Annotated in this window: 22 protein-coding genes and 1 pseudogene; 15 read left to right on the top strand and 8 right to left on the bottom strand. The window is 65.9% G+C overall.

From position 1 onward, the window contains the following. The first annotated feature begins 96 nt into the window (after positions 1–96). Positions 97–669: an RBBP9/YdeN family alpha/beta hydrolase gene (locus GO986_RS13915; protein WP_157459892.1), complete on the top strand. Its 573-nt coding sequence runs from the start codon at positions 97–99 to the stop codon at positions 667–669. Between the two features lie 52 nt (positions 670–721). Here GO986_RS13915 and trxA read toward each other — a convergent pair whose 3' ends face one another. Then, positions 722–1,090, bottom strand: coding sequence for a thioredoxin (gene trxA, locus GO986_RS13920; RefSeq protein WP_224577268.1), 369 nt, complete (start codon positions 1,088–1,090; stop codon positions 722–724). Positions 1,091–1,201: 111 nt separating this feature from the next. Here trxA and GO986_RS13925 point away from each other — a divergent pair, with 111 nt between their 5' ends. The 6 genes and pseudogenes from GO986_RS13925 to GO986_RS22995 all read left to right on the top strand — a co-directional run bounded on the left by GO986_RS13925 (position 1,202) and on the right by GO986_RS22995 (position 6,027). Then, positions 1,202–1,576: a DUF309 domain-containing protein gene (locus tag GO986_RS13925; RefSeq protein ID WP_157459894.1), complete on the top strand. Its 375-nt coding sequence runs from the start codon at positions 1,202–1,204 to the stop codon at positions 1,574–1,576. A gap of 166 nt (positions 1,577–1,742) precedes the next feature. After that, a complete protein-coding gene (locus GO986_RS13930; RefSeq protein WP_157459895.1) occupies positions 1,743–2,324 on the top strand; it encodes a LabA-like NYN domain-containing protein in 582 nt (193 codons plus the stop codon). Further along, positions 2,314–3,357, top strand: a complete 1,044-nt coding sequence (gene plsX / locus GO986_RS13935) for a phosphate acyltransferase PlsX (RefSeq protein WP_157459896.1) — start codon at positions 2,314–2,316, stop codon at positions 3,355–3,357. The genes GO986_RS13930 and plsX overlap by 11 nt, the downstream gene beginning before the upstream one ends. 294 nt (positions 3,358–3,651) lie before the next feature. Beyond that, the gene (locus tag GO986_RS13940) at positions 3,652–4,836 is read left to right on the top strand and encodes a mechanosensitive ion channel family protein (protein ID WP_157459897.1); all 1,185 of its coding nucleotides are present in this window, start codon (positions 3,652–3,654) and stop codon (positions 4,834–4,836) included. Between the two features lie 171 nt (positions 4,837–5,007). After that, positions 5,008–5,415, top strand: a pseudogene (locus tag GO986_RS23475) (phospholipase A2); the annotation flags it as partial. Between the two features lie 120 nt (positions 5,416–5,535). Next, entirely contained in the window at positions 5,536–6,027 is a 492-nt protein-coding gene (locus GO986_RS22995; RefSeq protein WP_232337801.1) for a ricin-type beta-trefoil lectin domain protein, read from the top strand. A 76-nt stretch (positions 6,028–6,103) separates the two neighbouring features. Here GO986_RS22995 and ftsH read toward each other — a convergent pair whose 3' ends face one another. Beyond that, on the bottom strand, positions 6,104–7,933 hold the full coding sequence (gene ftsH, locus GO986_RS13950) for an ATP-dependent zinc metalloprotease FtsH (protein ID WP_157459899.1): 1,830 nt from the start codon (positions 7,931–7,933) through the stop codon (positions 6,104–6,106). Positions 7,934–8,081: 148 nt separating this feature from the next. On the opposite strand from ftsH, the gene GO986_RS13955 reads away from it, so the two are divergent. Next, complete coding sequence (locus GO986_RS13955; RefSeq protein ID WP_157459900.1) at positions 8,082–8,570, top strand: DUF4384 domain-containing protein; 489 nt, start codon at positions 8,082–8,084, stop codon at positions 8,568–8,570. 52 nt (positions 8,571–8,622) lie between these two features. Here the strand turns inward: GO986_RS13955 and GO986_RS13960 are convergent, their stop codons facing one another. Beyond that, entirely contained in the window at positions 8,623–9,519 is an 897-nt protein-coding gene (locus tag GO986_RS13960) for a hypothetical protein (RefSeq protein ID WP_157459901.1), read from the bottom strand. 432 nt (positions 9,520–9,951) lie between these two features. Here GO986_RS13960 and GO986_RS13965 point away from each other — a divergent pair, with 432 nt between their 5' ends. Genes GO986_RS13965 through GO986_RS13975 form a run of 3 tightly spaced genes read left to right on the top strand, consistent with a single transcriptional unit; the run spans position 9,952 to position 11,292 of the window. Then, complete coding sequence (locus GO986_RS13965; protein WP_157459902.1) at positions 9,952–10,290, top strand: nucleotide pyrophosphohydrolase; 339 nt, start codon at positions 9,952–9,954, stop codon at positions 10,288–10,290. Further along, positions 10,283–10,810 (top strand): YfiT family bacillithiol transferase, encoded by a 528-nt coding sequence (locus GO986_RS13970; RefSeq protein ID WP_157459903.1) that lies wholly within the window; start codon positions 10,283–10,285, stop codon positions 10,808–10,810. Before GO986_RS13965 ends, GO986_RS13970 begins: the two co-directional genes overlap by 8 nt. 2 nt (positions 10,811–10,812) lie before the next feature. Further along, complete coding sequence (locus GO986_RS13975) at positions 10,813–11,292, top strand: Nudix hydrolase (protein WP_157459904.1); 480 nt, start codon at positions 10,813–10,815, stop codon at positions 11,290–11,292. A gap of 171 nt (positions 11,293–11,463) precedes the next feature. Here GO986_RS13975 and era read toward each other — a convergent pair whose 3' ends face one another. Further along, a complete protein-coding gene (gene era, locus GO986_RS13980; RefSeq protein WP_157459906.1) occupies positions 11,464–12,384 on the bottom strand; it encodes a GTPase Era in 921 nt (306 codons plus the stop codon). Between the two features lie 52 nt (positions 12,385–12,436). Next, a complete protein-coding gene (locus GO986_RS13985) occupies positions 12,437–13,252 on the bottom strand; it encodes an SDR family NAD(P)-dependent oxidoreductase (protein WP_157459908.1) in 816 nt (271 codons plus the stop codon). A 129-nt stretch (positions 13,253–13,381) separates the two neighbouring features. Here GO986_RS13985 and GO986_RS13990 point away from each other — a divergent pair, with 129 nt between their 5' ends. Together GO986_RS13990 and GO986_RS13995 are read left to right on the top strand one after the other, a co-directional pair. Next, positions 13,382–14,038 carry a TetR/AcrR family transcriptional regulator gene (locus GO986_RS13990; RefSeq protein ID WP_369409379.1) on the top strand — a complete coding sequence of 219 codons (657 nt, stop codon included), beginning with the start codon at positions 13,382–13,384 and terminating at the stop codon, positions 14,036–14,038. A gap of 256 nt (positions 14,039–14,294) precedes the next feature. After that, positions 14,295–14,900, top strand: a complete 606-nt coding sequence (locus tag GO986_RS13995) for a YIP1 family protein (protein WP_157459910.1) — start codon at positions 14,295–14,297, stop codon at positions 14,898–14,900. 49 nt (positions 14,901–14,949) lie between these two features. Here GO986_RS13995 and GO986_RS14000 read toward each other — a convergent pair whose 3' ends face one another. From GO986_RS14000 to GO986_RS14010, 3 genes are all read right to left on the bottom strand, one after another. Next, complete coding sequence (locus GO986_RS14000; RefSeq protein WP_157459912.1) at positions 14,950–15,774, bottom strand: transglutaminase family protein; 825 nt, start codon at positions 15,772–15,774, stop codon at positions 14,950–14,952. A gap of 176 nt (positions 15,775–15,950) precedes the next feature. Then, positions 15,951–16,925: an alpha-E domain-containing protein gene (locus GO986_RS14005; RefSeq protein WP_157459914.1), complete on the bottom strand. Its 975-nt coding sequence runs from the start codon at positions 16,923–16,925 to the stop codon at positions 15,951–15,953. Then, the gene (locus GO986_RS14010) at positions 16,925–18,736 is read right to left on the bottom strand and encodes a circularly permuted type 2 ATP-grasp protein (protein WP_157459916.1); all 1,812 of its coding nucleotides are present in this window, start codon (positions 18,734–18,736) and stop codon (positions 16,925–16,927) included. The genes GO986_RS14005 and GO986_RS14010 overlap by 1 nt, the downstream gene beginning before the upstream one ends. 141 nt (positions 18,737–18,877) lie before the next feature. On the opposite strand from GO986_RS14010, the gene GO986_RS14015 reads away from it, so the two are divergent. Beyond that, a complete protein-coding gene (locus tag GO986_RS14015) occupies positions 18,878–19,183 on the top strand; it encodes a hypothetical protein (protein WP_157459918.1) in 306 nt (101 codons plus the stop codon). Between the two features lie 260 nt (positions 19,184–19,443). Continuing rightward, positions 19,444–20,537 (top strand): 3-deoxy-7-phosphoheptulonate synthase (locus GO986_RS14020; RefSeq protein WP_157459919.1); only part of this gene is annotated, 1,094 nt, incomplete at its 3' end.

The raw sequence follows: 20,537 nt of genomic DNA on the forward strand, positions 1-20,537 counted from the left end.
TCGTGGTATTGGGGCGTCCCCTGATCTCCAGGGGAAAACGGGACGCCGCCGTCAGATCTTCCTCTCCTTTGCCCCTTCACCCCTTACCATCACCCTATGACCCCAACCCTTGTGATCGTGCCTGGCCTGGGCGACAGCGGGCCAGAGCACTGGCAGACCCTGTGGCAGCACAAGTTCGGCGCGGCGCGCGTGCGGCAGGACGACCCGGATCAGCCCACCCCGGCCACGTGGTCGGCCCGCTTGCAGGAGGTCATTGACGCCACGCCCGGCGACCTCGTACTGGTGGGACACTCGTGCGGGGTGCTGAATATCGTGCACTGGGCGGCGCTGACGGGCGGTCACGAACGGGTCAAGGGGGCGCTTTTGGTCGGCCCCACCGACGCCGACTTCACGCCCACCTATGAGGCCTATCCGGGGGTGGCCGGGATGGCCCCCGTGCCCATGACTGCGCTGCCGTTTCCAGCGCTGGTGATTGCCAGCGAGAATGACCCTTACGCCAGCGCCGAGCGCGCCCAGGCGTTTGCAGAGGCCTGGGGCGCCGAATACGTCTCGGCGGGCGAGGCGGGGCATATCAATGTCGCCAGCGGCCACGGCGACTGGCCTGACGGCGAGGTGCTGCTCGGTGAGGCCCTGCACGCCTGGACTCCGCCGGACGTTGTGAGGCTCTAAGACCAGCAAAAGGGCCGCCAGAGCTGTGGCGGCCCGATTCTTCGAGGTGACTTCAGACGCTGGCGGTTGCGGCGCTGTGCTTGTCCAGCAGGGCCTCAAAGGCGCGCTTGGGCTGGGCGCCCACGACCCCTTCGACGGGCTGGCCGTCCTTGAACAGAATCAGGGTGGGAATGCTCATGACACGGTACTGGCCCTGGGTCACGGGGTTTTCATCCACGTTGAGTTTGCCGATCTTCACGCGGCCTTCGTACTGGCTGGCCAGTTCCTCAATCACCGGCGCGATAATTCGGCAGGGGCCGCACCAGGGTGCCCAGAAGTCCACCAGGGTCAAGCCCTGGCCGATTTCGTCGTTAAAGGTGCTGTCGGTCAGTTCGACTGGCTTCATGGCCCGATGATACGCCCGCCGGGGCCGCTGTGGGATAGGGCGTGCATGGAGAAAAGGCTCACCACTTGTTTAATCGTAGTGACCTGGGGTGCAATGTCTGGGAATGCGGAGCGGTCTGCGAAGAGGTGAGCGCGCTAGCCTGGGAGCATGGCCGAGTCCGTCCGTGATCCTGAAGCTTTTCAGCGGGGCGCGGCGCTGTTTGCGCGGGGTGAATGGTGGGAAGCCCACGAAGCCTGGGAGGGGCCCTGGCAGGGGGCGGGGGGCCAGGAGCGCGACTTTTATCAGGCGCTGATTCTGCTGGCCGCCGCGCTTCACAAACGCTGGCATCACGGCAGCCACAGTCACCGCAACTTTTTCAAGGCCGAGCGGTATCTGGACGCCTTGCCGCCCAGCTACGCGGGAGTGGACCTCGCGCGGCTGCGGGCCGAGGTCTGGACCGCGCTGCAGGAAGAGGGGCAGTACCCGGTGGTGATGAATGGAGAAGAGACACTACTTACTCAGCCGGACCTGGAAGGGCACTGAAAATAAGGGATAAGGCACACCCAAAGCGGCGCAGCAGAACTGGCAGATGCGGAAAGGGGATGTACGATCTGCCTCTGAAATCAGGAGCGTTCCGTCTTCAGGTATCCTGACGCCCGAACGTCGTCTGCCCACCGGGGCGCGCGGCGGTTACACAGGAGAACATCAGATGGAACGAATTGCACTTTTTATTGACGGCGCAAATGTCTACGCAGCGGCCAAGCGACTGGGCTGGAACTTTGACCACCGCAAGATTCTGGACTACTTCGCGGCGCAGGGCGCGCTGCACAACGCCTTTTACTACACGGCGGTCCCGGTCCCTATAGACGACAAGCAAAAGCGCTTTACCGACGCCCTGACCTACATGGGCTACACGGTGCGTACCCGCCCGCTGCGCGAGGCCACCGACGAGAGTGGCGCCACCTACCGCCGCGCCAGCCTGGACATCGAAATTGTGACCGACCTGCTCAGCACCAGTGACCGCTTCGATACGGCGGTGCTGCTGACCGGCGACGGCGACTTTGAGCGCCCGGTGGAAGTCCTGCGTGCGCGGGGCAAGCGCGTCGTGGTGGCCAGCATTGCCGAGATGACCAGCTACGAGCTGCGCAACGCGGCGGACCAGTACGTTGACTTCAAGGACATCCGCGAGCACGTCGAGCGCCCCGGCTACCGCCTCCCCAGCGAGCAGCGAGGTGCCGACCCCCGGCCCTTTTACGCCTCGGCGGCCCTAAGCGACAGCGATGACCGCTGATCCAGCGGCGGGCAAGCTGCCGGTCGCCCTGGACGCGATGGGTGGCGACCACGGAGCCGCGCCCAACGTGGACGGCGCAGTTCAGGCAGCCCGCGCCGGCGTGAGTGTGCTGCTGGTGGGGCACCGGGTCGCCCTGCACGCCGAACTGGGCAAACACGCGGGCAGTGCGGGCCTGCCTATCGAGGTCGTGGACGCCCCCGACGTGATCGGCATGGACGAGCACGCCAGCGACGTGCGGCGGCGCACCGGGGCCAGCATCAGCGTAGCCACCCGGCTGGTCAAGGAAGGCCGGGCGTGTGCCGTGGTCAGCATGGGCCACAGCGGCGCCACGATGGCGTCTGCCCTGCTCACGCTGGGGCGGGTGCGCGGCGTGGAGCGGCCCGCCATCCTGACCCATCTGCCGGCGCGCGGCGGCTTTACCACCCTGCTGGATGTGGGCGCCAACGCCGACGTGAAGGCCAGCTACTACGCCCAGTGGGCGCAGCTGGCGACCGTGTACCTGCGGGTCGTGGAAGACCGTGAGGCTCCCAGCGTGGGCCTACTGTCTATTGGCGAGGAAGACCACAAGGGCAGCGCGCTGGTGCTGGAAGCCCACGGGTTGCTGCGGGCGCTGCACGGCCAGGGCATTCACTTTCACGGCAACGTGGAAGGCCGCGACATCTTTCTGAACACCACCGACATCGTGGTGACCGACGGTTTTACCGGCAACGTGGTCCTGAAGCTGGCTGAGGGGGAAGCCAAGGTGCTGTTCGGCTGGGTGCGTGAGGCCCTGACGAGCAGCCTGAAAAGCAAGCTGGGCGCCTTGCTGGTGCGCGGCTCGCTGCGCGGCCTGGCCGAGCGGATGGACCCCAGCACCTACGGCGCCAGCCTGCTGATCGGCGTGAGGGGCTTGGCGTTCATTGGCCACGGCAGCGCCGACGCCCGCGCGGTCAAGAATGCCCTGCTGCGTGCCCAGCGCGCCCATGAGGCCAACCTGATTCCGCGTCTGGAAGCGGCCTTTGCCGAGCAGGCACAGGGGACAGCCCCAGCTTAGAGAGCGGAGGGACAGGGAAGTTGGTTGGGGCGGAGTCGGCGACAGGTCAGACTCCGCCCCTATCGTTGGCGACAAAGTTTCCATGCGGATGCAGTGAACAGGGCGAGTCACTTTCCCTGTGTTTAGAGACAAGGGATGGAGGCGACCGGCTGGCGTTGAGGGCCCTCTCCCAGCAGAGCTCTACCTCTTTCTATGGGCAAGCAGAGATGTCAACTTTCGGCTGGCGCTCGCTCCTCCTCAGGACACCATGCCGGGTCTAGTCAATCCTCACCTCCTCATGAGAAGGTGGGCGGCATGCTGGCGGAGTTAAGCGTTCAAATTGTGAAACCTCAGGTGTGGGTGGGCCTCGCCCTGACTGCTGTGGCCGCCTACGCCATCTACCGGTTTGGCCGCCTGCTGATTCGGCTGTTAGAGCCCCATATGCCGCGCCGTCTGGTGGCGCCCCTGAACTGGGTGTGGGGGCTGGGCGTGGCTCTGAGCTGGCTGGCGGTGGCGACCTACGTGGCCTACCTGCCCAGCGTGCCGCTGCTGTTCGAGCTGGGGCGTGATATCGCCGCCGGCTTCCGCCATACAGCGGGCCAGCTGGTGGTGGTCGTGGCCCTGGCCATGATTGCCTGGCATCTGATTGGGGCGCTGACTGGGCGTATCGTGCCCGCCGAAGAATTCAGCCGCCGCACTGTGCGGGTGCAGACCCTGAAGGGCGTGGTGGAAAGCACCTTGCGGGTGGTGGTGGTCATCATCGGGCTGATTGCCGCTCTGCAGGCGCTGGGGCTGAACGCCACCAGTTTGCTGGCCGGGGTCTCGGTGCTGGGTCTGGCGGTGGGATTTGGCGCCCAGAGCCTGATCAAAGACGTGTTCAACGGCTTTTTTATCTTGCTGGAAGACCAGTATGGGGTGGGGGACGTTATCAGTGTGAATAACGGCCTGCTTTCAGGCAACGTGGAGCGGGTCAATCTGCGCGTGACTGCTCTGCGGGCGCTGGACGGCACGGTCCACATCATTCCCAACGGGCAGATTCTGACGGTCAGTGTCAGCAGCAAGGACTGGTCGCGGGTGGTTGCCACCGTGGACGTGACCTACGCTGCCAGCATTGACGACGCCCTGCGCGTCCTGGAGGCCGTCAGCACCGAGATCTACGAGGAAGAAGAATGGAAGGGCTTTTTTCTGGAAGCGCCCGAGGTGCAGGGTGTCACGCGGCTGGCCCCTGACGGCGTGACGCTGCGCGCGCTGTTTAAGGTGCAGCCCAAAAGCCAGTACGCCATTGGCCGCGAATTTAACCGCCGCATCAAGATTGCGATGGACGAGGCCGGCATCGAGATTCCTTTTCCGCAGCGCAGCCTGAACTTTGGTGGCGGGCCTATTGAAATCAAGCTGACCCGTGAGGACCTGAAAAGCGACCCGCGCGCCACTCAGGACCGCCAACATGCCCCCGTTCAACCTGTCCAGACCCGTGACCCGGAGGAGGACGAAACCAACTGAGCCGAGATGGCCTCTCGGACCACGTTGGTTCAGAAGAGGCGCTGGCAGAGGCAGGTGCAGGCGGGTTTGTTCCTGCTCTGTTCAACCTTTGTTCCCTCTCTGTCCCAGAGGGTCTTTTAACCTCCTTCCCGAATCTGCAGATGGCCGGTTCATTCGTGAAGTGAGGTTCCTATGACTACCCGATTTGTCCTGCCCGCTCTCTCGGTCTCCTTGCTGCTCACACTGGCTGCGTGTGGAACAGCGGAACTTCCAGTCGCCGATGCGGCGCCCTTTCAGGCTCAGGCGGCGGCCCCTGCCCCTTATCCTCAGAACGATTACAACAGCATCGTCGTAACCAATACGTTCGCTACGGATCTCCCAGTTCTTCAGACGACCTATCCGCTGTTTGATTGGACGGCTGATGGTTGCAGTTCGCCGGTCTTCACCATCTGGAGTCTCTACTTCCATCCAGCTTGTGTGCAACACGATTTTGGGTACCGGAATGTCAAGTTCTATCCAGCTCTTCGGAACGAGAATTACCGCAAAGTCGTTGACGATCAGATGCTTGAACATATGCGGTTCATCTGTGATGACTTCAATATCATTGATCAGGTGAAGTGCTTGGCGGCGGCTGAAGTGTTTTACGGAGCCGTTCGCCTGAAAGGTGAACAATACTTTCAGGCCTCCAGCAACCCGACGATTGAAATCAGCCTAGAGAAGTTGCCTGAGCCGCCCACAGAAACCCCTGAGCCCGGCCCACCACCGCCCATCCGTTACTTGCTGACACGCAACGAGCCTACTGGCAAGTGCATTGACAGCGCGGTGTCCGGGCAGCTTCCCACTATGGCGGCCTGCAACGCCGCCAACCGCTTGCAGCAGTGGGAACGGCTGTTCCTACCCGGCACAGATCAGCACAAAGAGGTCTTTATGCTGCGCAACCGCGAGACTTTGCAGTGCCTCAGCTGGACTCTGTTTGCCACCCAAGGCGCGGGCGCGCGCGTGACTGTGGCCGGCTGCGACCCCACTAACCCGCAGGTGCGGTGGAAAGCCAGCCGGGCACAGGGTGGGCCGCGCAACTTTGACACCTTTACTGGCGGCGGTAGTCTGACCGGCTCGTCCAGCGCCCTGACCGTGACGGGCAGCAACCGTGCCAACGGCTTCCAGCACTGGTCTTTCCGCCTAGCCGACAGCGCGCCTGCTCCCACACACTAAACCGACTTTCCAAGTGGCCTCCCTGGTTGACGGCCAGGGGGCATCGTTCTGTTAAGCATTCGGCAACCTGCGCTGTTTACCCCGGCAGACTACTGGGGACAGGCGCGGCGGGTGGCCGCGGCTCCAGTTCATGCCCAGCCAGCAGCGCGCTAAATTCCTCGCCGCTTAGGGTCTCGCGGGTCAGCAGGACTTCCACAATGGTATGCACGCGGCCAATGTGTTCGGCCACCAGGGCGCGGGCGCGGGTGGCGGCAGTGTCAATCAGGGCGCTCACTTCCTGGTCAATGCGCTGGGCGGTGGCCTCGCTCATGGGGCGTGGCTGTGCGCTGCCGCCCAGAAAGCCGCCCTCATCGCTGGCCAGGGCCACCTTGCCGAGCCCCGTGTTCATGCCCCACTCGGTCACCATGCGCCGGGCGATGGTGGTCGCCTGCTGAAAGTCGTTCTGGGCGCCCGTCGTCACCTCGCCAAACACCACATCCTCGGCCGCGCGGCCGGCCAGGGCCACCGCGATCATGTCTTCCAGGGCAGGCTGGGTAACGTGCAGGCGGTCATCGGCGTCGGGCATCATGTAGCCCGCCGCGCGGCCACGCGGCACCACCGTCAGTTTGGCCACTCGGTTGGCGTGAGGCAACAATTGAGCGGCGAGGGCGTGGCCAACTTCGTGGTAGGCGGTGACCTTCCGGTCGGCTTCGCGCACCACCAGCGACCGGCGTTCCGGGCCCATCAGCACCCGGTCGCGCGCCTCATCCACATCCCGCGCCGTGATCCGCCCCCGCCCCGACCGCGCCGCCAGCAGCGCCGCCTCATTGAGCAGGTTCTCCAGGTCCGCCCCCACCATCCCCGCCGTGCGCCGCGCCACCACCCCCAGGTCCACCCCGGGGTCCAGCGGCTTCTTGCGCGCGTGAATCCGCAGAATCATCTCCCGGCCCCGCACGTCCGGCGCGTCCACCACCACCTGCCGGTCAAATCGGCCGGGGCGCAGCAACGCCGCGTCGAGGACATCGGGGCGGTTGGTGGCGGCCAGGATGATGACCTCCTGTCCACTGCCGAAGCCGTCCATCTCGACGAGGAGTTGGTTGAGGGTCTGCTCGCGCTCGTCGTTGCCGCCCTGGAGGCTGACGCCGCGCTTGCGGCCCACGGCGTCGATTTCATCGATGAAGACGATGCAGGGGGCGGACTTGCGGGCCTGGTCGAAGAGGTCGCGGACGCGGGCGGCGCCGACGCCGACGAACATTTCGACGAAGTCGCTGCCCGAGATGGAGAAGTAGGGCACGCGGGCCTCGCCGGCGACGGCTTTGGCGAGGAGGGTCTTGCCAGAGCCGGGGGGACCGACGAGGAGGACGCCGTGGGGAATGCGGGCGCCGAGCTGGTGGTACTTGTCAGGCTGGCGGAGGAAATCGACGACCTCGTGGAGGTCGGCTTTGGCCTCGTCGCAGCCAGCGACGTCGCTGAAACTCAGCTTGATCTGTCCCTCCCCGATCACCGCCGCCTTCGACCGCCCAAAGGTCGCGGCGCCGCCGCCACCACCGCCCGCTCGCATGGACCGCCACAGCACCACCAGAATCAGCCCGGTCAGGACGAGCGGCAGCACCTGCGCCAGCCAGCCCAGCCCCGACCCGGCCGCGACCACCCGCAGCGTCGCCCCTGACTGCCGGATGCGGGCCAGGGTCGCGCCGTCTGCTGGCACCAGCAGGGTCTGCACGCGCGGGCTGCCCCCCTCGCCCGCCAGGGTCACGGTGGCCTGCCCGCCGCTGCTCAGGACCACTCGCGTGACCTGCCGGGCGTTCAGGTCGGCAAAAAAGCGGTTGGTGGTGTAGGGCTCGGCGCGCGCCGCCGAGGTAGGCGGCGCGGCCAGCGCCCCGGACACGCTCAGCAGGGTCAGGGCAAGGCAGGCGGCGCGAAACATGCACCATGCTACGCCGCCTGCCCGGCAGGTCGTCTGCCGCTGGGCCACAATCGGCGCAGATGCGGGGTCTGGAAGGCCCCGAAGCGCTAAGGACGGTGCGGGGCTAGCCCTCAGCTTTCCGTCAGCTGGCGCCCGTATGCTGATTGTTATGCGCACTGCACTTCTGCTTTCTCTGGCCCTGGGCCTCAGCGCCTGCACCGTGACGGTTCGTCCCAACGTGGGCCTGCAAGGCTCGGGCAGCAACCTGATTACTGGGCTTCGTCCGGACCGCGGCGAGGGCAGCACCTACGCCGTGGGCGAAGCGGTGCGCGTGAGCGTCACCACCCGCGCGCCCGGCTACGTGACCCTGCTGGCGCTGCAAAGCAACGGCGTGGGCAGCGTGCTGGTGCGGAACGCCTATGTGCAGGCGGGCACCACCACCTTTCCCCGTGCGGGCGACGGCGTGACCTACAACCTGGCCGAGCCGCGTGGCCTTCAGCGTGTGCGCGCCATCTTCACGCGGGTGCGCCCCACCACCGACCTCGTGCTGCGCGGCACCTTCGACGACGGCCGCTGGAACGCCACCAGCAATGCCTACCTGGAGCCTTACGCCACCGCTGACCGCGACGTGCAGGAAACGTACCTCTACATTCGCTAACCCAGTCACGGCGGCGGCCCCAGGATGAGGGGCCGCCGCTTGTCTTGGCGTTTTAGCGGGGCGAGGGCAGGCGTCCACTTCGGCGCGGCGCAGTGCGGTGGCGGGTGCCGCGCCACGCCTGCACGAGGGCGCGCACGGCCGGCACCTGCTGACCTCCGGCCACGTTCAGGGCAACTACCATCGCCTCGCGTTCTGCGGCTGCCGTGCCCAGCAGATACAAGGCGCGGGCCTGCGCCAGAGCCTGAAGCCGCTCTGGGGTGCGTTCGGGCAGGTGGTCAGCAGTGTGTCCCCAGGTGCCAATGGCCCAGCACGGGGCCACCTTGAGCGCCGCATCGCAGGCCAGCCAGTGCCAGAGCTCGGGGGCAATAGGAACGCTGCGGGTCCGTACACCGCGTAACTCGGGCAGATCGGACCGGTGCTGTGCACCTGGCCGCGCTGGCCCAGAGCACTCCAAGCCCAGCACTCGTACGCGCCGGACCACGCTCTGTCGGGGGAGACCTTGCGCTGCGGCCCAGGTTCGCAGTGCCTGGTGCAGCTCGGCAAAGGTGCCGCCTGAAGCGACCACATCCACCAGTGCGGCCCGCCGGTCCTGGGCAGCCAGACGACGCGGATTCAGGCCAGCGGCTTCCAGTAGGGGCCGCAGCGCCACCTGCTGGGCCGGACTCAGCTCGGTGCCCAGCAGAGAAACATTGAGTCCGTGTGCGGTCCAGGGCACCCGAATCCCGGCCAGCAGGCCGCCCAGGTAGGCCCGGAGGGGCTCGGGTGAGCGGCCCACGAACACCAGATCGTGACCTGCCGCCGCGACCAGCACCTCAGCCAGGGCAGCGCGCAGGTCGGCCAGCTGGTCATGAAGCTCGGCGGGAGCCGGCGCCAGTGGGCCCAGTCCGGCGGCTCGCGCCACGTTCCAGACCGGCGGGCCGGCGCTCAGCAGGGGAGAGGGAACTGTCATGCCGCTATGGTGCGCAGCGGGCCTGGCCACGCGCGTCCGTCGCCTGGCGGAGCGGCCGTTGAGCAGAATGGACAGGTCAGAGAAAGGGAAAACTCCTCCCACGAAGCCTGGAAAACTCACTTGGGCCAGCAGCGCCGCAGCTTCTTCCCTGGCCTGCGAGAGTTTAACCGCTGCGTCAGCCAGCATGATGCCCAGCGTCACCACAAGTCCAGCGCGAGGCCAGTCCAGCAGAAGGATGGCGGCCAGCGCGTCCAGAACCGTCAGCGCGGTCCAGAAAACATTGACGCCCAGCGGCGCGTGGGTAGGGCAACCAGCCACCGCGCCACAGGTCTGCGGCGTGATAGACAGCGTCTCTCAGCAACTCCAGTGCCGTCACGCCGCGCATGGTCTGGGACAGGGAAAACTTAGATATCCTGCCAGTATCCTGGCCCCATGAGCTTGACCTTCGAAGACGCCCGGCAGCGTGTGGACGCTTATATCGGCCAGTTTAAGGAGGGGTACTTTCCGCCCCTGCTGATGCTGGCCCGCCTGACCGAGGAAACCGGTGAGGTGGCGCGCGTGCTGGCCCACCAGAACGGCAAGACCCCCAAGCCAGGCGAGGACCCCGGCGACCTGGAACTGGAACTGGCCGACCTGCTGTTCGTGATGCTGTGCATGGCCAATGAGCGCGGGATCAGCCTGGAGCGCGGCTTTGAGCGCATGATGGACAAGGTCGAGCGCCGCGACGCGAACCGCTGGACCAGAAAGGATGAGGCCCCCACCCATGACTGACCTCCGCTATCCCATTGGCCCAATGCCCACGCCGCTGACCCTCACGGCCGAAGAGCGGGGAGCCGCCACGGCTCAGATCGCTGAGCTGCCCGGTCTCCTGTCAGCTGCTGTGGAGGGCCTGACTGAGGCGCAGCTGAATAGCCCCTACCGCGAGGGTGGCTGGACGGTGCGCCAGGTGGTGCATCACGTGGCCGAAAGCCACATGAACGCCTTTATCCGGCTGAAGCTGGCCCTGACCGAAGACAATCCTGTCATTAAGCCCTACGAGGAAGCCTTATGGGCCGAGTTGCCCGACACGCAGCTCTCGCCCGAGGTCAGCCTGACGCTCATCAGCAGCCTGCATGTGCGGCTGGGGCTGCTGTTCGGGGCTCTAGACCAGGGAGGACCAGAGTGGGGTCGGCTGTGGACCCATCCGGCCCAGGAGCGGACCTACACCGTGGACACCCTGCTGGCCATGTACGCCTGGCACGGCCGGCACCATGTCGCCCACATCACCGGGCTGCGTGAGAGTCAGGGCTAGCCATGCAATTTGGCCCAGAGACTCATGTGCCTGTGTCTCACCGTGCGGCGGGCGTGGTCATCCTGAACCAGACGGGCGACATTCTGCTGGTGCGGGAAAATGGCGTGCCAGGGCAGCGGCAGAAAGCTGGCCTGTGGCACATCCCCAGCGGCACCGTGGAGGACGGCGAGAATCCCCAGGACACGGCGGTCCGTGAAGCCTGGGAGGAAGCGGGGGTACGGGTGCGCCTGCTGAAGTTTCTGGCGGCGTACCTGGGCCGATTTCCAGACGGCGTGCCGGTGCTGCGCCATGCCTGGCTGGCCCAGGCGCTGCCTGGCTCAACCTTCCACCCTACTTTTCAGTATGAGGTAACAGAGGTGCGCTTTGTGCCCCAGTCCGACTTCCTGGCCCTCTACGGCGCCGGGCAGATTCGGATGCACCACACCCGCCTGTTTTACGAGGACGCGCTGCGGGAATGGGAACGCCTCAAGGCTGGACCATAAAAAAGGCCCCGTCGTGGGGCCTTGTTGAGATTTGGCCTGAATACGGGGGTCTTTAATTCTGCTCTGTGGCCCTCAAAGGTGGGGAAGAGGTGTGCTCTCGTAGCGGTTCAAGAGCCCCCAGGGATCCTCTCCACTCACCACGGCCTCCAGCCCACCTCCCGAATGCCGTGATTACTCGTAGCCCAGTTCGCGCAGGGCTTCTTCATCCTCGCGCCAGCCGGGAATCACGATGACTTCCAGGCCCAGGAAGACCTTATGGTTCAGGAAGACTTCCAGTTGCTTGCGGGCGGCCTGGCCAATCTCGCGCAGCTGCTTGCCGCCCGCGCCAATGACCATGCCCTTGTGGGCGTTCTTTTCCACCACAATCTCGCCTTCAATGCGCTGCAGACCGTCTTCGCGTTCGGTCCAGCGGTTGACGCGCGTGGCCACGGCGTAAGGCAGCTCGTCGCGCAGCTTTTTCATGGCCTCTTCGCGGATGATCTCGGCGGCCCACATCTCGCGGCTCTGGTCGCTGGCGCTGCCCTGCGGAAAGAAGAAGGGGTTTTCCGGCAGGATGGCCAGGAGCTGCTCGCGCAGGGTGGCCACCGCGTTCGGGTTGTTCTGCGCGCTCAGCATGGTCTCGCTCAGCTCGGCCTCGCGGCCTTCAAGCAGCGCGCGGTAGAGCTTCATGGCCTCGTCGGGGTATTTGGCGGCGTCCGTTTTGTTGCCCACCAGAAACAGCGGCTTGGGCAATTCGCGCACCTGGCGGGCGACCAGCTGGTCCTCGTCGGTGGGGGGGTGGCGCAGGTCCACCACCCAGACCACGCCGTCCACATCGGCCAGGGCCGAATGCACCTCGTGGTTCATGTACTTGCCCAGCGCGTCTTTGGGTTTGTGCAGGCCCGGCGTGTCGACAAAGACAATCTGGCGGTTCTCGGCCGTGTGAATGCCGCGCACGCCCCGGCGCGTGGTCTGCGGCCGGGGACTGGTGGGGGCGACCTTGGTGCCCAGAAAACTGTTCAGGAGGGTGCTTTTGCCGACGTTGGGCTTGCCCACAATGGCCACGAAGCCAGAGTGGGTTTGCTCGCCGGAGGTCAGAGAAGATTCCGTCATCACCCTGCATTGTGGCATGGCCCCCTGGAGGCTGCTGAGGCGCAGGTGCCTTTTAGCGGTGACGGTGAGCCTGCAAGCGGCGAATCATGGGGGGCACGGCAGCGCGCGGCAGCAGGCGCAGGGCCGCCACCTGCAACTGGTTCAGCCGGCCTGGGATCACCACCGCCTGACCGCGCAGCATGGCGTCCAGGCCCTGGGCGGCCACCTGATCGGCGCTCAGCATCGCCAGGCGCACCGGCCCGCGCAGGAGTTCGCTGCGGCCCAGCCCGCTGGCGGCCTGAAAGCCTGTTTGCACCGGGCCGGGGCAAAGGGCCGTCACCGTCACGCCGCTGCCGCGCAGTTCCTCGTTCAGCGCTTCACTCAGACTCAGGACGTACGCCTTACTGGCGTAATACGGCGCCATCAGGGGACCCGGTTGAAAGGCGGCCGTGCTGGCCACATTCAAGACGCGTCCCCGCCCCCGCGCGACCATGCCCGGCACCAGCAGCCGCGTCAGTTCGGTGACAGCCGTGATGTTCAGGGCCAACTGCTGGCCAATATCGGCCAGGTCCTGCTGTAGAAACTCGTCAAAGTGCCCCAGACCCGCGTTGTTGATGAGCAGATCGGGCGTGAGACCACGCGCCGTCAGCTTTTCAGCCAGGACCTGCGCCGCGCCGCTGTGGGCCAGATCGGCCGCTATCACTTCCACGGGCACGTCGTGCAGGCGCCGCAGGTCGCTGGCCAGCGCCTGAAGGCGGTCTTCCGAGCGGGCCACCAGAATCAAAGAGGCGCCGCGTGCGGCCAGCCCGGAGGCCAGGCGTTCGCCAATGCCACTGCTGGCACCGGTGACGAGGGCGGTGGCGGGAGTCGGGAGGGCAGTGTGGATCATAGGATGCTCCTTGGGTCTAAATAACCCTGGGTAAGTAGGAGAATATTAGTAACCCTGGGTAAGTTTGTCAATGGACGGATTTTCTGTCTACGGCTAGACGCCTGAATTGCAGCCCTCTACAATTAACCTGTGGTTATTTCTTCTCGCGCCCGTTCGGAGGAGGCCAAGGCCACGCGCCGGGCAGACATTCTGCAGGTGGCGCGGTCGCTGTGGCGCACCCACCGCTACGAGGACCTCACGCTTCAGGCGGTGGCAACCCAGGTCGGGCTGACGAAAGCCGCGCTGTACGGCTATTTTCCGACCAAAGAGAGCTTATTTCTCAGTCTGTACGAAGAACTGCTGGCCGAATTTTTTGCCCACTGGGAGCGGCATCTGGCTTTGGGTGGGATTCACACGCCAGCGTCTCTGGCCCGCCTGAGTACGGCGCTGCTGGGCGATCATCCCGACCTGGTTCGCTTGATGCCGCACCTGGCGGGGTTGCTGGAGCGCAACATCACGCCGGATGGTGCGCGTGCCCACAAGACCTGGCTGCTGGGCCGCCTCCCTCCGCTGCTGGCCGCATTACACCGCGCGCTGCCCACGCTGCCAGAAGGGCAAGCACTGCCGCTGCTGACCGCCACGCAGGCGCTGGTGGCGGGTCTCTATCCCATGAGCGACCCGGCCCCAGCGGTTCAGGAAGCCCTGAGTGACCCGGCTCTGGCGCCGCTGTGCGTGGCCTTTCAGCCAACCTTGGAACTGAGTCTGCGTGCCTTGTATACTGGCCTGTGTCTACCGGCTGAGTTCTGATTCGGCTTCTTATGCCAGCGCTTGCAGAAACAATTTAGAGTGAGATAAGAACGAAGCAGACTTCGGACTGAGCTTTGGCAAACCCACTTTTCCACTTGCAGAAGAAGCAGGCTCATGCTGTGCGGCCTCTTCAGAGCCTGCTGATATCTTCTGATGCTTCTGAAAAGACAGCCCACCAACACTCTGCGGGAATGATGAACAAAAGATAAAGACTGCACCTGGCAACGGCCTGTCGCTCCGGGCCGTACCGTGGATCATGCGAAGCCCGGTTCAGCCCACAACGACCGCCCGAGTGCAGGACATGTTTGCTCAGAGCGCTGCCGTGCTGACGCGGCCCAGCCCAGCGACCTTCGAGCAGTTCGAGCGCCGCAGTAACCTCTCCAGCGCGCTGATCTACGTGATGGTGGCAGCCGCCGTCTCGGCTGCTATCGCTGCCTTCTTCGCCCTGTTTCACAGCGACGTCACTTTCTTCGGTCAGTTGTTGACCCGTCTGATCTCGGTGCCGCTGACCTTTTTTGTCTTTACCGGACTGGTGTACCTGATTGGCCGCACGCTGTTTCGGGGGACCGGCACCTATCCCGAAGTCGCCTATTCTTTCGCACTGTTCTTCGTGCCTCTGAGCATCATCAGCACCCTGATCGGCGTCATTCCGGTTATTGGCTGGCTCGCCATGTTCCTGATTACCCTCGCCATGATTTACTTCGGCTTCCTGGCAGTGCAGTCCAGCATGAATCTGCGCGACCCGGTATCCGCGGGCGTAACCCTGGTGCTGGCTGGTCTGGGGCAGCTCGCGGCAGCGGCAGTGGTGGGTGGAGTGCTGGGCGGCCTGTTCGCGGTGGGCCGGCTGGTGACTGGCAACTAATCAAGCGGCCCGACACGCCCCAGGCACGGCCTGGGGTTTTTTACTGCCGCTACTGCTCGCTGTAGACGTGAACCGCCACGTCCATCTTGCCGCGCCCACCGCCGTAATAGGTGCCGCGCACGGGTGACACGTCGCTGTACTCGCGGCCGTGGCCTATCTTGACGTGCTTTTCACCGGCCACGCAGTTGTTGGTGGGGTCCAGGCCCAGCCAGCCGTAGCCCGGCACCAGGCATTCCACCCAGGCATGGGTGGCTTCGGCGCCCAGCATCTCGCCGCCGCTGTACAGATACCCGCTGACATACCGCGCCGGAATGCCCAGCTGCCGCGTCACGCCCAGCATGGCGTGGGTAAAGTCCTGGCAGACGCCCCGGCCATCTTTGGCAAATTCGGCCAGTGGCGTGCTGACACTGGTGGCCTTGGTGTCATAGGTAAAGCGCCGGTACAGCTGGGTGTTGAGGGCCACCAGATAGCCGGGCAGGTCATCACTGAGGTCTGGCCGGGCCACATGAAAGACTTCGGGCCAGGGCCCGGCGGGCACACGTGGACAGGGCACCAGAAATTCGGTGTGCCGTCCCCGCTCGGCGGCCAGGGCCATCACCTGTACGGGCTCGGGGTCTGGCCGCGCGTGGGTGTCCACGATGGCCTGCGCCTCGATCTTCAGGTGGGTGTGGGGGTCGTGGACATGCACGTGGTGAACAATGGCCCCAAAGTAGTCCCGATGAGACGAGACCTCGGCGTCGGGCGTGACCGAGAGGTGAAACGAGCGCACGGTCTGCCGCTCCTCCTGAGACGGGTGCAGGCGCACCTGATTGAACGAGTCCCAGGCTGGCGTGGGGTAGTGGTACTCGGTGGCGTGGCGAATCTCACAGCGCATCCTGCCTCCCCACATCCCGGTGCCGGCTGACCCAGATTCGGTCTGGTTTGTTGAGGACCGCCCATATCCCTACGTCTTGCCCGGCACCCGTCGGCTGGCCACACCTTGTGGCTGGCATGAGGGGTTGACCCATCGGTGCCACCGAAATCTGCTGGACAGTGCTCTGCGCTTGCACCCTATTCCTCTTCAAAATACGCCGCATTGATGGCCGCCCCCACCCGGTTGACCTCGGTCAGCAGCTCGTCAAGGGACGGTGAGCCGCCTTCGAGAATGTCGTCAATGGCGGCGTACTGCAGCCGGGCCACCAGCCAGCGGGACAGGCGCAGCAGCTCGGGGTGGGCGCCGGGGTGGCGCCGCTCGATTTGCCCCAGGGCGTCGTGCAGGTTTTCGGCGCTGTAGCGCACGCTGCGCGGAAAGGCGTCGTCCAGCAGCAAAAAGGCCGCGATGCGCCGGGGCTCCAGGCCCGCGTGCTCGCACTTGCGGTAAGCCTCGAAGGCACTGGCGCCCTTCAGCACATTGACCCAGCGCTGTTCCACGACCATGCGGGCGGCCGGGTCGTTGCCTGCGGGGGCGGCAGGCACCCCCTGTACCTCGCCGCTCTGTTCCAGCCGGGCCTGCAGCACACGTAGCACGTTGTCGGCGCGCTCCAGCATCTGCCCACTGCGCATGAAAGCCCAGCCTTCGTCGCGCGGCAGGGTGGCAAAGGCGATGCCGAAGAAAAACTGAGATGCGTCGCGCGCCGCCACGCAGTATTCAAACAGGCCGTCGCGGTCCAGCACCGCGCCGGTCTCAAAACACAGGTTCAGGTAGGCGCGGTTGACGGCTTCCCACATCTCGCTGGGAATGCGGTCGCGCAGGCCGCGCGCGTTCTCGCGGGCGCGGGCCAGGCTGCTGGCAATACTGGCGGGGTTGTCCCGGTCAAAGGCCAGCCACGCGCTGACGCTGCGGGCGTCAATCCGGCCGTAGCGCTCACGCAGGGCGGTCTCGCCGCCTGTCAGGTCCAGCAGGGGGCGCCAGTGGTCCCGTGCCCGCGTGGCCGATTCCAGCGTGGCGTAGTAATTGACGCTCAGGAGGCGGGCGGTGTTCTCGGCGCGTTCCATGTAGCGGCCCGTCCAGTACAGGTTCTCGGCCAGGCGGGAAAGCAGCAGCATCAGCGGTCCTCCTGGGTTGGGCTGTCCAGTTCGGCTTTTTCCAGTTGCTGCTGGTAGGAGTGACCGCCGGGCGACTCGTCGGGGGCAGACGGCGGCGCAGGGACCCTGCCCCACGCCTCCTGACTTTGCCCGTAGGCCTCGACCTGCGCTTCCTCGGCGGCGCGCTCCCGGACGTGAGCGGTGTGGGCGTCGTCGGCGGGCGTGGTCTCCGCCCCCAGCGGCACTGAGCCGAAACCGCCCTGAAATTGACTCTGGCTCTGGGTGCCGCTGCCAGTCTGGCTCTGGCTTTGCGACTGGCGGCCCTGGCCCTGACCCTGAGTTTGTGCCTGGCTCTGCGTATCGCCGTGCAGCAGCTGGCTCATGGCCACGGGCGTGGCGGGGCCGTCGTGTTCCAGCACCCAGGTGTCCTTACTGCCGCCGCCCTGCGAGCTGTTCACCACCAGGCTGCCGCGCGTCAGGGCCACCCGGGTCAGGCCGCCGGGCACGATGGTCACGTTCTGGCCGTACAGCACGTAGGGCCGCAGGTCAATGTGCGCGGCTTCAAACTGACGCCCGTCGGGGTAGAAGGTGGGATGACGGGACAGCCCCACCACCGGCTGCGCGATGAACTCGCGCGGGTCACGCCGCACACGCTCCAGATACGCTTCCTGCTCGGCCTGGGTGGAGGCCGGGCCAATCAGCATGCCGTAGCCGCCGGCCTCGCCCACCGCCTTGAACACCAGTTCACCGGCGTTGGCCAGCATGTGGTCCAGGTGGTCGGCGTTCCAGCCCAGAAAGGTGGGCACGTTGCGCAGTAGGGGCGTTTCGTTGAGGTAGTAGCGAATCATGTCCGGCACGTAGGCGTAGACCGCCTTGTCGTCGGCCACACCCGTCCCCACCGCGTTGGCAATCGCCACGCGGCCCTGCCGGTAGACCTCGATCAGCCCAGCCACGCCCAGCGTGCTGTCGCGGCGAAAGGCCAGCGGGTCCAGAAAATCGTCGTCAATGCGGCGGTAGATCACGTCCACCTGTCGCCGCCCGCCCGTGCTGCGCATCCACACGCGCCCGGCGTCCACAAAGAGGTCGCGGCCCTCGACCAGTTCAATGCCCATCTGCTGGGCCAGGTAGGCGTGTTCAAAGTAGGCGCTGTTGTACATGCCGGGGGTCAGCACGACGGCCGTGCCGTTCTCGCGGGGGCTGACACTTTGCAGCAGGGCCAGCAGGGCCGTGGCGTAATGACCCACCGGGCGCACCCCCTGGCCCTCGAACATGCCGGGGTAGATGCGGGTCATGGCCTGGCGGTTGGCCAGCAGGTACGACACCCCGCTGGGCGAGCGCAAATTGTCTTCCAGCACCAGATAGTCGCCCTGCTCGTCGCGGATCAGGTCGGTGCCCACCACATGGGTAAAGATGCCGCCGGGGGGCCTCACGCCGTGAACCTCACGCCGGAAATGCGCCGAGGTGTACACCAGTTCGGCGGGAATAACGCCGTCCCCCAGAATCTGGGCCTCCGAATAGATGTCCTGCAAGAAGGCGTTCAGGGCGCGCACCCGCTGGGTCAGCCCGGCTTCTATCTGCCCCCACTCGGAGGCCGGCACGATGCGCGGCACCGGGTCAAAGGGAAAGGTACGCTCGGTGCCCTGGGCGTCGCCGTACACCGTAAAGGTGATGCCCTGGTTGCGAAACGCCAGGTCCAGCAGTTCGTGGCGGCGCGCGAATTCGGGCACGCCCAGGTCGTCCACATACGCCTGCACCCCCGCGTAGTGGGGCCGCACCTGGCCGCCCGGCGTGAACATCTCATCGTAAAACCTGTTGCCCGGCTCGTACTTCATGCCCCCTCCAGCGTCTGAGTTGCACCAAGATACGGGTCTGGCCCGTGCCTGTCGCCCTTGCGGCCAGACATGAGAGCCGAGATGAAGAAAGGCCAGCGACTGGCACGCACCAGTTGGTCTGCTCCCACTACACTGCCCCCCATGACTGGAACCCCGATTGCCCCCGATGACCGCGCCCGTCTGGACCAGGTGTTTATGCAGGTGGTGCTGGACGTGCAGGCCCAGGCCCAGCAGACCGCGCCCGCCCAGGCGGGTGGGGTGGCCGCCATGTTTCATAAGGAAACCGTAGGAGACGCCCTCCAGGGGTGCGCCATGCTGATTGCCGGTTGGAACCAGGGCCGCGTGGATGACGCTGGCCTCAGCCGCACCACCAAGGCGCTGCGGGCGTTAGAGCTGCCTGAACTGGCGACTCGTGTCGAGAAACTGCGCCAGATCGCTGAGGGGTAGAGAGTGAGGAGAGGGCCCAGGCGGCCGGACCTCTATGGCTGCTGAGTTCCCAGGCCAGTTCTGTGCGGCGCCCTAGACCGGGGGCAGAGACCGCCCGCCCCGTGGCCTCTACACTGCGCCTATGCCCCTGAGCGCGCCCTTTTTTTATTGGTTCGGTCGTCACCGGGCCTAGCGCGCTGTTTCCCTCCCCACCCGCCCGGTGACGCCCACAAGGCCACCGGGCGGGTTTCGCTTGTTCACCCTGCTCCCCGAGGACCCCCATGACCCACCCTGAACCTGCCGTCGCCCCTGGCCGCACCGAGAACCTGAATGTCAGCGGCTTTACGCCCCTGATTACGCCGCGCGCCCTGAAAGCCCGCTGTCCCCTGAGCCCAGCTGCCGAGCGCACCGTGCTGGCCGGACGCCGGGCCGCGCAGGACATCCTGCATGGCCGGGACGACCGCCTGCTCGTGGTGGTGGGGCCGTGTTCTATTCATGACCACGAGCAGGCCCTGACCTACGCCCGGCGGCTGGCCGCGCTGCGCACGCAGGTAGAGGACCGCCTGGAAGTGCAGATGCGCGTCTATGTGGACAAGCCACGCACCACGGTGGGCTGGCGCGGCTACCTGCTGGACCCTGACATGACCGGCGCCAACGACATCAACAAGGGCCTGGAATGGACCCGGCGGCTGATGGTGGAGGTGAGCGAGCTGGGGCTGCCCGTGGCCACCGAACTGCTGGACCCTTTTGCGCCGCAGTACGTCTTTGACGCCGTGGCCTGGGCCTGTCTGGGCGCCCGCACCACCGAGTCACAGACCCACCGCGTCATGGCCAGCGCCGTCAGCGCCCCGATGGGTTTCAAGAACGGCACGGGCGGCGGCATCAAGCTGGCGGTGGACGCCATTGTGGCCTCGCGCTCACCCCACGCCTTTTTCACCATTGACGACGACGGCCAGGGCTGCATCGTCCATACGCTGGGCAATCCGGACGGACACGTCATCCTGCGTGGCGGGCGGGGCGGCCCCAACTACGCGCCGCAGTTTGTGCAGGAGGCGGCGGTCCTGATGAGTGCGGCGGGCCTCAGTCCGGCCGTGATGGTGGACTGTTCGCACGCCAACAGCGGCTCGGACCACACGCGGCAGGGTCTGGTCTGGCGCGACGTGCTGCACCAGCGCGCCGCCGGCCAGCATGCCATCCGCGGCCTGATGATTGAAAGTAACTTGCGGGCCGGCAAGCAGGCCATTCCCGCCGACCTGAGCACGCTGGTTCCTGGCCTGAGCGTCACCGACGCCTGTGTGGGCTGGGACGAGACCGAGGCGCTGCTCCTTGAAGCCCACGCTGCTCTGGGCCGCGCCCCGGTGGGCCAGTCCTATTG

The sequence above is a fragment of the Deinococcus arboris genome (assembly GCF_009755355.1).
GTDB lineage: Bacteria > Deinococcota > Deinococci > Deinococcales > Deinococcaceae > Deinococcus > Deinococcus betulae.

Coding starts and splice junctions, on each gene's coding strand:
- GO986_RS13915 (WP_157459892.1), top strand. CDS start 97: ATGACCCCAACCCTTGTGATCGTGCCTGGCCTGGGCGACAGCGGGCCA.
- GO986_RS13925 (WP_157459894.1), top strand. CDS start 1,202: ATGGCCGAGTCCGTCCGTGATCCTGAAGCTTTTCAGCGGGGCGCGGCG.
- GO986_RS13930 (WP_157459895.1), top strand. CDS start 1,743: ATGGAACGAATTGCACTTTTTATTGACGGCGCAAATGTCTACGCAGCG.
- plsX (WP_157459896.1), top strand. CDS start 2,314: ATGACCGCTGATCCAGCGGCGGGCAAGCTGCCGGTCGCCCTGGACGCG.
- GO986_RS13940 (WP_157459897.1), top strand. CDS start 3,652: ATGCTGGCGGAGTTAAGCGTTCAAATTGTGAAACCTCAGGTGTGGGTG.
- ftsH (WP_157459899.1), bottom strand. CDS start 7,933: ATGTTTCGCGCCGCCTGCCTTGCCCTGACCCTGCTGAGCGTGTCCGGG.
- GO986_RS13955 (WP_157459900.1), top strand. CDS start 8,082: ATGCGCACTGCACTTCTGCTTTCTCTGGCCCTGGGCCTCAGCGCCTGC.
- GO986_RS13960 (WP_157459901.1), bottom strand. CDS start 9,519: ATGACAGTTCCCTCTCCCCTGCTGAGCGCCGGCCCGCCGGTCTGGAAC.
- GO986_RS13965 (WP_157459902.1), top strand. CDS start 9,952: ATGAGCTTGACCTTCGAAGACGCCCGGCAGCGTGTGGACGCTTATATC.
- GO986_RS13970 (WP_157459903.1), top strand. CDS start 10,283: ATGACTGACCTCCGCTATCCCATTGGCCCAATGCCCACGCCGCTGACC.
- GO986_RS13975 (WP_157459904.1), top strand. CDS start 10,813: ATGCAATTTGGCCCAGAGACTCATGTGCCTGTGTCTCACCGTGCGGCG.
- era (WP_157459906.1), bottom strand. CDS start 12,384: ATGACGGAATCTTCTCTGACCTCCGGCGAGCAAACCCACTCTGGCTTC.
- GO986_RS13985 (WP_157459908.1), bottom strand. CDS start 13,252: ATGATCCACACTGCCCTCCCGACTCCCGCCACCGCCCTCGTCACCGGT.
- GO986_RS13995 (WP_157459910.1), top strand. CDS start 14,295: ATGCGAAGCCCGGTTCAGCCCACAACGACCGCCCGAGTGCAGGACATG.
- GO986_RS14000 (WP_157459912.1), bottom strand. CDS start 15,774: ATGCGCTGTGAGATTCGCCACGCCACCGAGTACCACTACCCCACGCCA.
- GO986_RS14005 (WP_157459914.1), bottom strand. CDS start 16,925: ATGCTGCTGCTTTCCCGCCTGGCCGAGAACCTGTACTGGACGGGCCGC.
- GO986_RS14010 (WP_157459916.1), bottom strand. CDS start 18,736: ATGAAGTACGAGCCGGGCAACAGGTTTTACGATGAGATGTTCACGCCG.
- GO986_RS14015 (WP_157459918.1), top strand. CDS start 18,878: ATGACTGGAACCCCGATTGCCCCCGATGACCGCGCCCGTCTGGACCAG.